The 14,141-nt window shown below is 47.9% G+C and carries 2 protein-coding genes; one reads left to right on the top strand and one right to left on the bottom strand.

Annotated features, from left to right (window positions below; all coding sequences use genetic code 11):
• Positions 1–90: 90 nt before the first annotated feature.
• Positions 91–951, top strand: coding sequence for a hypothetical protein (locus tag AACS92_RS18005; protein WP_099109070.1), 861 nt, complete (start codon positions 91–93; stop codon positions 949–951).
• A 337-nt stretch (positions 952–1,288) separates the two neighbouring features.
• On the opposite strand, the gene rtxA is transcribed toward AACS92_RS18005, so the two are convergent.
• A complete protein-coding gene (gene rtxA / locus AACS92_RS18000) occupies positions 1,289–14,134 on the bottom strand; it encodes an MARTX multifunctional-autoprocessing repeats-in-toxin holotoxin RtxA (RefSeq protein WP_099109069.1) in 12,846 nt (4,281 codons plus the stop codon).
• Positions 14,135–14,141 lie beyond the last annotated feature (7 nt).

Genomic DNA, 14,141 nt, shown 5'->3' with positions numbered 1-14,141 from the left:
TTCTAAAATTTGAAAAAAAAAATATTTAACTTAAACTTAATCTCAACAGTATCTCCTTAGTTTTTCTAAAAAACAGATTGGAGTCATTATATGAACGCAAAGTCTAAAATATTCTTAGCTCTCGCTCTGGTTCTTTCTGTTACAGCCTGCTCTAAAGGAGGGGGATCCCATGCTATTACCCTTCCTGAACACAATAAACCATCTAAACCAATTATAGACGTGATACCGCCAAAAACGGATAGCAACACCTACTTAGCTTATAAACCGGAAAAAGATGCTCAAGGTGGAATAAATAAGACCGTTGGGAATAATGTGTGGACTGCCTTTTCTGGTGAATATGGTCTGCATGAAAAGGATGGCACGATATGGAAACACAACCTGAAGCCGTCCGCGGATTACGATTATATTCAATTTGGTGATGTGAATACTGATTATACCAGTATAAGAATAGACCCCAAGAAGCCCAATGATAAGTTATTTATAAACGCAAGTAATAACGCAATGATAGGTATTCATGATGATAAGATATTCATAGCGACCCCCTGGAATCACCTCAGGAGCCCCCATTCGGTTCAACCTAATATTCCGTATAATTATGAAGGCCCTATAGTATTCCATTCGGGTGGCAAAGTTCGCCAAGATTTAACCATGAATTTAAACATAACATACGGAAAATATGACGATGCCCTACCAGGTGATTTACAAGCCACCATTCATGATAGTAATGGGAATGACGTAGCTATCTTAAACGAACATTACGATAATATGGGAAACGATTATATATTTCCCTCAAAAAATTCTTTTGTGAGCCAAGGTAACTACAGTTTTTTAAACGGTCAGAAAATGGTATGGGCGTATACTGATAAAGACGCTAGCGGTATAACTGGAATACTTGGTCAGGTAGATAACTCTGATCAGTTCGGTGTTTTCATTGCTGATAAGAAGCAGTAGCCTCAGTAAGGTCAATAAAAATGGCTCACTAATGTGAGCCATTTAATTAAATAACCATATATCTACCTAAATACTGGTTTATACACTTCGTCTTTCAAGTTGCCTCTTTGTTGGCTGCGTTCATTCATTCCACCAGTCACCGTTTTTATAAACATACGGTTATCTATGCTCCTGGGGATTTACTTCCTTGTCGCCGTGACGCATCTTGAAATTCATTGTGTATATATTTTCCCTATTTCGCATAGGGCTTTATTTTTCTGACCAGCAAAGCGTGATTAATTGCCGATGCTATCTGGCGGGTAAGCAAAACACCAGAACAATAAAATACTGCCAATCATCAGGTTAACTTAGATTTCCCGCTTGTTGTGTCTGCCCAGGCCGCGATAATGGTTGATTTTGTCTGGCTATCCAGCAAATCAATAAAACCACTGTCACCCATTTCAGGTGCAAACCCGCTCATAGCCTGTACTAATGTATCCACCGCTCTGGCTGAGAGGGCGGTATATTCGCACTCACCCTGAGTATCTTTATTCCCCATCCGGGTAATAATATCCGCACGGTTACCATTAAAGTAATCAGTGAAAGTCACAGACCCCAACGCTTCAAACTGCCCTTGTCCCGATGTATCGTGAATATTGCGATTAGTCAGCAATACCAGATCATAGCCGCTGCGCTGGAGCCACAGATTCTGCCAGTTGATATTGTTGAAAATAATCCTGTCACCCAGTTTGATATCTTCAACGATGTTATCAATCACATCACCACTGACGACAAAACTATTGACTCCAGAACCACCTTTGAAGTGATTCTGATAGCCTCCCAACACCAGCAGATTATTACCTTCACCGCCATTAAACCGGCTGAATTTAGAAACCACACCTGCAATCAGGTGATCATTACCAGCCCCACCGTTAATCACTGCGTGATAACCCATCAGCTTAATAGCATTATTGCCTGCGTTGCCATCTATCCGGTTATAGTTGCCAAATACGGTTGCAAAATCATCACCTTCGCCCAGTTCGACCTGATTGTGATTACCGATGGTGACGACATAATCCTGATCTTCACCTGCATCAATATGGTTGAAATTACCGGAAGCTACGATGTAGTCACGTCCTTTACCACCTTCAATCACGCCACCTTCACCAAAGGCAAAGACCTGATCATCGCCATCTCCCATATAGGCGTAATTAATGTGCCCGGCCAGCACAGCAACATCATTGCCTGCCCCCCCAAACATCATATTTTCACGCCCCATCAGAACCCCGAGGTCATTACCTTCTCCGCCAGCGAAGATGTTGGAGGTTCCTACCGAGTAAAAGACATCATCACCACGGCCACCCCAGAAGTTATTGTTATCTCCCAGATACGCCCCCAGATCCTTGCCATCACCACCCCAGTTAAAATTGTAGTTACCGAGGGAAACGTGAATATCACCATCACCTTGCAGATGCCCACTGTTACGTAGAAAATCAAACGTTTTATCCTGCATGTTCAGCAGGTCTGCCGTCAGGTTTTCTTTCAGATTACTCACCAGTGATTGCATTTCTGTCTGTTTATCCTGACTGAACAGCGTCGCAAACAGGTTTGGCAGGTTCAGGGCATTAAATCCGAATGCGCGTTCCGGCTGCTCACTTTCAGTTTGCTCTGTAGGTTTATCTTCTTCATTCAGGGATATTTTATCTTCTGAAGTTTCATCAGGGGCTTTCGCTTTCAGCCCGTGACTTTCGGCAAAGGAGTTAATGCCATCAGTACCGGTGTTCAACCCCGCTTTCAGGCCATCAAGTAACTTTTGCGGATCAGTAAATGATTTCAGTTGCTCACCGCTGAATTCGCCAATGATTTCCAGCATTTCCTGCATGATGGCAACACCATCCACTGGCTGGCCGCTGCGGGAAACAATACGTCCGTCCGGTGTGTAATCAACGCCAAAAATATCCGCCAGCGTGGTATCTGCACTGACACCGGCCAGATTTCCCAACAGTTTATTTTTAATCTGACGCGGCAAATCAGTCGGGCTGAATGTAAACGTGGTTTTTGCCATGCCTGTGGCGGTGTATTCCTGCGTCATCAGGCCAAACACTGAACCCAGATTGGTATCCAATATCGACTGAATGTTGTCACCGAACATGAAATTCCAGTTACCGGTTGTCACCTGAATATCCGCACCCTGCCCGCCAACGGCAAAGTTAAAGGCCAGTTTCTCATTCGCCTGACGGAATTTATCCGCCCGACTAAGTTGGCTCAGTTCAGGTTTATTACCTTCTCCTCCCAGCCACTGGTTGTATTTCTTATTCAGCGTGTTTTCGAGATCATTTTTCAGCCCACGGCTGCTGCGCTCATTCTCTGTGTTAAGTTCCGTCAGAGTTTCATATTTGACACTACTGGTCAGATCAAGACCGGATAAATCACTGACGTATTTCTTCGCGCCCTCCAGTGTCCATTGTTGATCCTGCGCCGTCAGCCAGTCTGATGAACCAAACAGGCCACCCGGACTTTGTGCTGCACCGTTTTGTGATGAAATACTCTGCAATACCCCGGAAATACGGGCTGCGCCATCAAATGGATTGATTAATGGCGGAGTCGGAATGGATTTTTCCAGCATTACAATCAGATCATTGCTGCGCCCCAGATTGAAACTGATGTTACGGTTCCCCACAAACAGTTGTGCGCCTTCAAGTGCCTGATAACCGGCGATATCAACACTGTGCTTACTGTCTCCGTCCCCGATGTGAACCATCACATTGTTATCACCGAAAGCCAGCGATTTGAAACCACCGTTACCCACCTTGATCCCAACATTCGTGGTTCCCCAGTTAATGGCGGTAAATTCACCTTCACCAACCTGTACCTGAATATTGCCGGAATAACTCAGATGACGGTCAGAAGCCGTCTCATTCGGAGCATTGCTATTCGGAGCACTATCATTCTCTTTTTCACGCTGTTCAGGCGCATGGAATGTCTCGGTATTTTCAGCGATTGCCCCTTTCGCTTCGGCTTCAGCACCGGAGTGACCCACAAGAGACAGAGCAATATCATTTTCAGAGATACCACGGCGGATATGTTCAGAATATGACTCCAGTTCACCTTTGTCATTCCAGCCCAACACAATCTTGTTGTCCACCAGCTTGTGAACCCACTGTTCCTGAGCATCCCGTGTATGTTTGCGACCGGTACTGTCCACCGCAACTTCGCTGCTACGGGCTGATACCGTAGTACGCAGTCCCTGATCGTCAAGTGCTGAAATAAAGCGACGGGCAAAACCATCACGTTTGTCATCACCAATCAATGAGCAACCAACAAGGCTGATATGTTCAGGGGTTCCTGCCTGTCTGAAGTCTGCGCTGAACTGTTTCAGTTTCAACGCCAGCTCATCCGCACTGTATCCTCCCATACGGGTCAGGTTATGGGCTGATTCATCACGCCCGTGCCCGACTATCTGCCAGCGTAATTTACCGGAAAGCTGAGCCGGATCGCCGTAAACCACACGATACTGACCGTTGGCATCAAGCTGTACAATAACACTGGTATCAGGGTGTTTCCCTGCCAGACTCGCAGCGGCTTGCAAAGCAACAGGATCGTTTTCTGTCTGAATAATAACCTGACTGTTAAAGCGGCTTTCTCCGCCTTCAGCATGAGGTTTAACCGCAACTTTCTCCCATGTTTCAACATCCTGATTATTAACCACACGTTCAACAGCTTCTGGCGTATTATCTTTAAGCGGTTTTTTCACCTCATTGATAACTGTATCGTTATGATCTTTTGCCGGAAGCAGACCTGATACAATCTGTTCAGCATACTGGTTCATTAACCGGTTGCTGGCTGTATGATCATAGATAGTCTGTTCACCCGATACCTGATAACCCTCTGCGACCAGTTTAGTACGGAGTTTTTCACCCGCGTCACCCAGCCCTTCGTTATCAGTCAGCAACATGATTGGTGTCTGTTTCGAAATACCCTGTAGATTTTTCTCAACTGAGAATTGACCATTCACCGCTTTTGCCAGCACACCCGTGATGCCTGCCGGGTTTGGTACTTCATGGGCGGTTATCGCTTTGGTCATGCTTGGCATTGGGCGATCCAGCAGTAAACCGGATACCGGCTGACCATGATGTTCTGCATAACGGGCAAGATCGGCTGCAACCGCGCCCCCCATTGAATAACCATGTATGATGATATTTTCTGGTTTGATACCACGATCATTAACCAGATAATGGAACATCGTACGGGCATCCTGATATAACCCCTTTTCATTCGGGCTACCATCGCTGGAGCCGTAGCCACGCATGTTCACTGCCAGTAAATCAATACCTTGCTTCTGGTAATGATTCTGAATAGCACCAGACTGCTCTTCTGTTGATGAACCGGAACCATGAATGAAAAGAACCACTTTTCTGGATGGATTCTGGTTAGTGGCGGGATCATTCCCTTGCTCAGGCAGTCCTTGACCAGATACGTGGTAATAACCTGTCAGGCGCCCGGCATCTCCGCGTAGCGTGACTTTTTCCGCCGTGCCACTTTCCACCGCATAATCCAGCAGGATTTGCGTATCTTCATTGATATTGCGACGGGCATCTTTGGCACCGAAAAGTTCATGATTCAGGAAACGTTTTACCGGGTTAAAAGGTTCCTGATCCTGTGGTGGTGTGCCATCATTCTCAATAGCCACCTTTTCCACTCTTTTCGCTTCCACGATTTCCGGTATCCGGCTCTTGTCGTTACCTTCGGCCTGATCTGCCAGCTCCTCGCCAATGCGACGGTTTTGCTTCCTGCCTGTACTTTCTGCCTGTGCTGCCTGTGATTCCTGTAGAGCCTGCGCATAATTGAACAGCTCGGTTGGCGTCCAGACGCCAAAATGAGGTTGCCATTTATGCCCGATAACCTGATCCGCACCGCCTGCTTTAAGCACTTTGGCAACAATGCTTGAGCAGTTACCGGTCAACAGTTGGTAGCGGGCGTCAGGGTTCTGGCTGATTTTATGCCATTCAGCCTGCATTGCGGCCACATCCAGCCCCGCCAGATTAATGCGGAAAACTCGCCCCTGATCCGGTTCACTGGCCTTGAAATCCTGAATATTGCTCAGCTCACGCTCGGCAAACTGACGGATCACATTAGCCACTCGTTTTTCAGTCAGCTCTGGTGTCTGCTGTTTTGCGGCTGTCCGTAATGCCTCAGCAAAGTTTTTACCCACTTCCAACATATCTATGCTGCCGTCTTCCCACTGCAGCATGAACGGGCGGGAGATATGTTCCGGTACACCGGCAGATTTCAGCAGGTTAGGATTGGCGAGGGCTGCCATCGCAAAACCTTCGCTGACCTCCTCAAATCTTGCATCAACGCCTTTTGCGGCCTGTAATTTTTCAATAAACCGCTCCAGCTTACGAGAGCCATCGTGCAGGCCGAAATTGTCTTTCTCCTCTGAAGCAACATCCAGCTCCAGCGCGTCATTTTGTCCTGCCGGCTGGCTGAGATCTCGCCAGCGCAGTTTTACATCCGGATGCTCTGCGGTGGAAACATCAAAAATACGGCGGACACTGGTCGATTTGCCGCCTTTCGGCCACCAGCTGACATAGTGTTTTTCGTTGAACTCGGCGGCATTTTCAGCCGTAATTTCCATACGCCCGTGCCCGATTTGCAGGGCTGCATGCCCCAATCGGCTGTGATCGCTGGGTTTCCAGATAAACAGTGTGGCACTGACCGGAGACAATTGCTGTTCAATTGCCTTGTGGATCTTTTTCAGGCCGGAAACATCAAGCCCTTTACCATCTTTCGCTAAATCACGGGGATGCAGGTTGGAGAAAACCACTTCCGCGACTGACTGGCCATACTCTTTAGCAACCGAGGTTTTAACCTGTTCAACCGCTTTTTCCGCCCATTCCGCTTTCACCACAGTCTGAATATTGGATTTTCCACGGGTAACGAAATTCCCCTGTTCATCAATATAAAGATGCTTAGAGTCTTTCAGGCCGGCATTGCTCAGTTTATTGTACAAATCACTGAAACTGCCTTTCGCGGTGCTTTCTACAGCGGATTCGGCAATTGCCAGTGTTTCATTCAGACGCACCTGAATTTGTGATAGCAGGTTTTTCAGTGCAGGAGTACGTTCTGAATCAGGGTGCCCCAGAAGATAGCCTTCCACCTGCTGACGCAGACCGGAAAGTTTTTCAATGGCTTCCAGATCATAATCCCGGCTGTTTTTCAGCTCGTTTTCATAACCTTCAAGTGCATCCAGTACGTGCTGATAACTGTCTCCCCGGATCTTACCTTTAACGTATGCCGCTGCCTGCAACTCATCAGCAGACATCAGCTCAGTTTTTGGTTTATAGCTCCAGCTACCGTCTGTTTTTTCAGCCAGAATGCGGGTACGACCGTTATCATGGGAAACAATGCGGTCTTCTACCAGATACAGCGTATCAGGCAGTTGTTGGTAGTTATCATAGTTGGCAAGAATAAAACGTTCGATCGCTTTGACTTGTTCAGCATTATCCGTGTCTTCCACAATAATGCTTTTGAAGCCGGTGATTTCAGAGCCATCACTGTTCCTGCCCGGCCACGGGCGGATTTCAAAACCATCGTAATCATCCGATTCACGCACCAACAAATTACGCTCAGTACGCAACCCGTAGAATGGCAGTGCCTGATTCAGCAGCGTGTCGATGGCACTGGTTTTGATATCCAGATCAATCAGGGTATCCGGCTTATAACCCGTAGGATTCTGAGCCAGCAGCCTTTCCTGTTCGTCAACGCTGAGCGAATCAAAACGTGCTTTGACAGAAACACCGGAATCCGTCAGCCTGCGCCCGATATTTTCCGGTAATACGCCCTGATATTCTTTGGCTGCTTTGTCCAGCAGACGAATTTCCCCGACCAGCCCTTCACGCTGCAACTGGCGCAATACCGGCAGTTCAACATTCCAGAAATAGTTACCCAGACGCAGGCCACCTTCTGCGATGACATAAACATCATCACGTGAACCGGTTGCGTACAGGGAACTCCAGAAACCGGTATTACTCCGTGCCGATGCGTTAATCACCGATTTCAGCGCATTCTGCTCAGCAACATCCGGGTCAAGGAATATTCCTCCCCAGCGCATCAGGGTTTTGTTGAGTTCAATGGCAAATGAGTTGCCTTTTACATCAATATCGTAAACCACCTTTTTGCCATCCGTCTGGGCAGCATCGAGAATATTACGGTACTGTTTGAAATTTCTGCCTGACCAGAACGAGACAATGCTTTTATCGCCATGTACAGGCTCAAAACTATAACCATAATGTTCCAGCCTTGAGACGAATTCGACCCGCTTATCCCAGTTATAATCAATGGTGGCATCAACGAACAGTTTTGCCAGCGAGGTTCTCTGTTCTTTCGGGATGCTGTTTTCCGTGCCATTCAGGTAGCCTTCAACAAAAGTCACCATTTTTTGTCTGAGCGCATCGGGAATATCTGCATCCACACGTTCGAAACCCGGCACCGGAATATAATTTTCAGTTGCGAGGTTATTATCGCTATCCAGCCACTGATAAATATTAGCGACTTTCTGTGCCCTGAGTGCTGCACCGGAATTTTCTGGCGTATCAGTTTGTTCTGGCTGGCTTTTGCCTGCGCCCAGTGCATTCAGTCCACTGAGATCCAGACCGGAAACGGATAGCTCTCTTCTGACAGGCACGGTTGGTGTTTCATCCGTACTGACAGTGGATGATGGCTTACTGACTGACGGCTGCACGATTTCTGTATTATCGGCGTTCGGGGTTATATGCTGCTTTCTTGCTCGTATGCCCGCATTAATCTGCAAACGATCCAATGCTGCTTTTGCATTATCCAGCTCGCCCAGATCTTCTTCCAGATATTGCAGTTCCGGAGCAAATTCGTTTTCTGCCTGAACAACAGATTCAGCATCGATAAAGGAGTGCGTTTTTCCGGCCTGATTTTCAGCCTGCTTTTTAGTATCGGCATCGGCAGGGATCTGTCCTGACAACCCGCTTCCCATCGCTTTTTCACGGTTCGGTAGTTTGTTGCTATCAAGTTTTGCCGCTTTGGCATCTGACTGCACCTGCGCTGTTTTTATCTCTGCCGCAGATACGGCATGCTGACCACGTTGTTCCGCCTTCTCAGCAGCGGATTTTCCGTCACGGCCCGCCTTCTCAGCCTGCTGCTGATGAGCAATAGCCTCCTGCTCCCTGAATTCAATATCAGCACGAGCATCGTCAATCTTCTGCATGGCGTGCTGACGATCCTGCTCTCCCTGGTTAGCACCTGATTCAGATTTAGCAACAGCGTCTTTAACCTCTCCCAGACGCTCCACAGAAGCCTGCTGAGAATGTTCCAACTGCTGTTGTGCCGTCTCTTTTGCACTGTCGAGCTGAGTCTGGATGTTGCCTAATAAACCATCGGCATACTGTTCACGCCACTGCTGACCGGATTGCCCATGATGCGTAGAGTAATCATTCAGCGCTTCCAGCCCTTTGGTTTTTGCTATCAACTCTTGTGTAATCGACTTGGCTTCATCCCTGATGGCTTCACGCTGTGACTGACCATTGGCATTCAGCGCCGTCAGATCGGTATTTTCCAGTTGAGTCTGAGTACCGGAAATTGCCGCCAGTTGTTTCTCTTTTTCCAGTGCCAGCCGCTGGCGATCCGCTTCTGCTTTCTCCTTGTCCTGCAAGGCATTTGTGGCTGCCTGATCCTGCTCCACGTAATCAGCAATATCTTTGTCTGACCACTCAGAACGGGCAACAACATTATCCAGCACAAAACCTAAGCCATCGCTGACACCAGTACCGGCAAATTCGAGACGGTTACTGCCTGCTTGTGCGGTGAGGTTTAATGTTTTATTTTTCCATTCCGCTTTACCGGTATCATCTGCCCAAATGGAAAAAACCAGTTCCCCGTTCCAGAGTACATCTATGCCATTATCGTCAGAAAGACCGGCACGCATGGCGTAATCAAAACTGACGCTGATAGGCTCTCCCTCAGCCAGTCCGTTGATATCCTGATAAATACGGGTGTTGATATCTACATCAAGTTCACTGACCCGCTCACCATGCCCCTCTTTGCTTAAACCATAAGATGCAGCGGAAGTGTGAGCTTCAATCCCGTTAGTGGAATGCCAACCCGCAGAACCTTGCTCAAAATCACCATTAACAATCAGATTACCAGCCTGACGTTTTTCATGGCTGAGACTACGCTGCATTGCCTCAGTATCCGGTGTATCCACCTCCGACACCGTACCTTGCAGGCTCTCACTCAGATTAGAAGTGACTTCATCCACTTCTGTCAGTCTGAAGCCCTCCAGTGAGGAAACTTCAGGTAGATCAATGGCTCCGCGCCCTTTGTGGGTTCCTGATGTGTTGGCCTCATCGCCATTTACCAGATAGCTGATGCCCTGACTGCCTGCTGAACCAAGCAATGTCTGTTTGACGTTATCAAACAGTGCGCCCAGTTTGTTACTCTGGGTATTGCTGGTTGCCACCGCCAGACTATAAAAATCACCATTACCAACCTGAACAGCGACGTTATTCCGTGCGTAAGAGGCGTTGATGTTCAGACCGTCACCCACACGGATATTGGCATTGCCTGTGCCTTTCATGACAGAGATATTCAGGCCATCACCCACGCGGGTATTAACGTTGTATTTACCCCATGCCACGTTGACAGAGACACCATCACCCACTTTGGTATTAACATTCAGATCACCATGAACAGCGGTGACACTCAAACCATCACCCACGGTTGTGGTGATATTGCCTTTACCTTTGGCGACGGTTGCCTGAATACCGTCACCCACTTTGGTGACAACGTTACCCTGACTCCATAATGCGTTGAAGCTGTCCCCTTCACCGACCTGAGTCACGATATTGGCATCACCTTTAGCCAGTACAACATTGCGTCCATCACCGACTTTAGTAATGACATTCGCTTTGCCCCACAAACCGGTGTAATCATCACCATTGCCGATATGGGTAATAATATTGGCCTGCCCCTGAACAACGGTAATTTCCTGACCATCACCCACTTTAGTGATGACGTTCGCTTCTCCTTTGGCGAAGTTGTAGCGATCTCCGTCACCATAATGCGTCAGGATATTGGCTTTACCCCAGACCGCATTCACGCCTGTACCGTCACCCACTTTAGTGATGATGTTGGCTTCGCCTTTGGCAAACCCGATCGTGTCACCATCACCAATGTGAGTCATGATGTTACCGATTTTGGAAACCAGCAGGCCAACAGCGGTTCCGTCACCCACTTTGGTCAGAATATTCCCTTTACCGTTCAGCAGGGCGGCTGTTGTGCCTTCCCCGATATGGGTTACCACATTGGCCTCTGAGGACGCGACAACGCCCATAAAGTCATTACCGACTTTGGTCACGATATTTGCTTTACCCAGCGCCAGTACACCCGTCATACCATCGCCGACGTGAGTCATGATATTGGCCTTGCCAAACATCGCTGCCAGAGTTGTGCCATCACCGACTTTGGTCATGATGTTAGCTGTACCGGCAAACAAACCGATGCTGGTGCCTTCTCCGACATGGGTATAAATATTCGCCTTGCCTATCATTAATGCCGCAGTCAAATCATTACCGACTTTGGTCAGAATGTTGGCTCCGCCAATCATGGCTGCAAAAGTGGAACCATGACCGATTTGCGTAAAGATATTCCCTTTGCCAATCATCGCAGCAAGTGCATCACCGTTACCGGCTTTAGTCGCAATGTTACCTTTGGCGATCATCAGAGCAATACTCATACCATCACCGATATGGGTGAATACGTTGCCGAATGACAGCATCAGTGCCAGCGCATCACCATTCCCCACTTTAGTGAAGATATTGCCGCCACCCGCCATCAGTGCATACGCATTACCCTCTCCGACATGGGTAAAAATATTGCCGAAAGCAAGCATTGCGGCAATGGTTTCGCCATCACCAACTTTAGTGAAGATATTTCCTGCTCCCGCCATCACGCCCAGAGTTTGCCCGTCACCGACATGAGTCAGAACATTGCCCAGCCCCAGCATGATACCGGTGGTATCTCCGTTACCCACTTTGGTCAGGATATTCGCTCCACCCAACAAAATGCCGGAAGTACTTCCATCCCCGACATGAGTCAGAACGTTCGCACCGCCGCCCATCACAGACAGCAGATCACCCTTGCCTTTTTTGGTCAGAACGTTCGCACCGCCCAGAGCAATGACTTTCGTATTATCCGATTTTGTCGCCTCTGAGCGATGGCTGATATGGGTAATAATATTCGCGCCACCCAGCATGCCGGATTCAAGAGAGCCTCCGCCAATCTTGGTCAGAATATTGGCGCCTCCGGCCAGAATGGCAGACACTTTTCCCTGCCCCATCTGCGTCAGAACGTTAGCACCGCCAACACCCGACCAAACCGCATCACCATGACCAATCTGAGTATGAGTATTGAAACCACCGCCCATTGAGACGCGGCTGTTACCATTTCCTTTATGGATAGAAATGTTACCGACGGCCAGAAGATGGGCAAGATAACGCCCGTCACCGACACGAACCAGCACGTTAGCTGCACCACCAGCATTGACTTCCATATCCCCGCGCTTCCCTTGGTGAAGAAGCACGTTAGCAATTCCGGCACCATTAAATTTCAGGTCGCCTTCCTTGCCTTTTTTGATGATGACGTTTGCACCACCGGCACCGTTAAATTCCGTATCACCGAATGCAGATGTATGTTCAATAACATTGGCAATACCTGCGCCACTGAAATAGACATTACCCTTTGTAACATTGGATTTGATAACGTTACCGCCACCAGCACCTTCAAAACGGACATCACCTGAAGTTTCACGACGCTCAGTCACCGGAAACAGTGACTGATCACTGTATTCGTGTGTGCTGGCAACACGCTCTGTGGTTGTCTGTACTATTCTGGCGCTGTAATGGAGATCACTCAGTGAATAACCTCCGGTTCCCATCGGGCTATAACCGGAACTTTCTGAGATGATTTTATCTGCCAGATTGACCGTATGGTCGCCTTCCTTATACCAAGGGCGGGCAATATATTGCAGTATTCCGGTTTCAGGATGGTTTCTTAACTCAACCACAACGATTTTGGTGTAAACACCCAGTTTTTTGGCATACACATAGGTGTTTGGCATGCGATGGGATTTAACAGCTTTGACATCAACTTTAGTGCCATCCTGATACACCGCATAGCCGCCCATTTTGGCATCGGATAAAATGACATCCGCAGCCTTAATACGCACACCACTGCCATACGTCATCCATTCGTTTTCTGTCAGCTTTTGTTCTACTGCCTGAATCGTAGTGGATTGCTGATGTTCTACAACCAGATTTGACAGGGTATAGGCACCGTCAATCCCCACATCCACAAAACCGTTCTGCGCAGAGATATCCTGTTTTTCAAGCCCCTGAAGGTGATGACCCTCTTTATACCAGGCGGTAGAGTGGTAGGTCAGTTTTCCGGTTGCGGGATCATTGCGAAGCTGGATTTTATGAATTTTGGTGTAAGTGCTGTCAGCAAAGGCAAACAGATAAGTGTTCGGCTCCCGTGTTGACTTAATGCCTGACACCTGATTATCGCTGCCAATCCATGACCCATTCATGGTCGCACTTTTCAGGATAATCTCTTTGGCATCAGCGTACTCTATGCCTTCGCCGCTCAAATCACTGTCAGCGCCTTTACGGATAATCCGGTTATATGCACCCGCTCCGGCAAAGTGGATATTCCCCTGTTCGACATCGGAGTACAGGCTGTTATAACCACCAGCTCCCTTAAAGCTGATATCACCTTTTACACCTTTACGGGTGATCCCGTTATAACCGGAAACCCCCGCGTAGTTGATAGCACCGTTATCACCGGTGTGATTGATATTCAGCCCACCAGCAGCACCGGCAAATTCTATCGTACCGTTATGTGTTTTATTAATGGCGGTATACCCTGATCCGCCTTTGACCGTCAGGAAGCCACTGGTATCATTGATGTTCAGATAACCGGCACCACCGACAACCGTATCATGCCCCCATGTTGTATTGACTGTGGCGCCGATTGACCCGACGACAATATAGTCATTACCACCATAAGCATTAATGACGCCACCAACGCCTATCGCGTGTATTGTGTTACCGTCATTATCATCCTCATATCTACCGGTAAAGAAGTATTCCGTACTTCGGTTAGATGATTTCCCCATAAATATT

The organism is Xenorhabdus sp. KJ12.1 (assembly GCF_963876495.1).
Classification (GTDB): domain Bacteria; phylum Pseudomonadota; class Gammaproteobacteria; order Enterobacterales; family Enterobacteriaceae; genus Xenorhabdus; species Xenorhabdus stockiae.
This window is presented reverse-complemented; position numbering and strand designations above follow the sequence as displayed.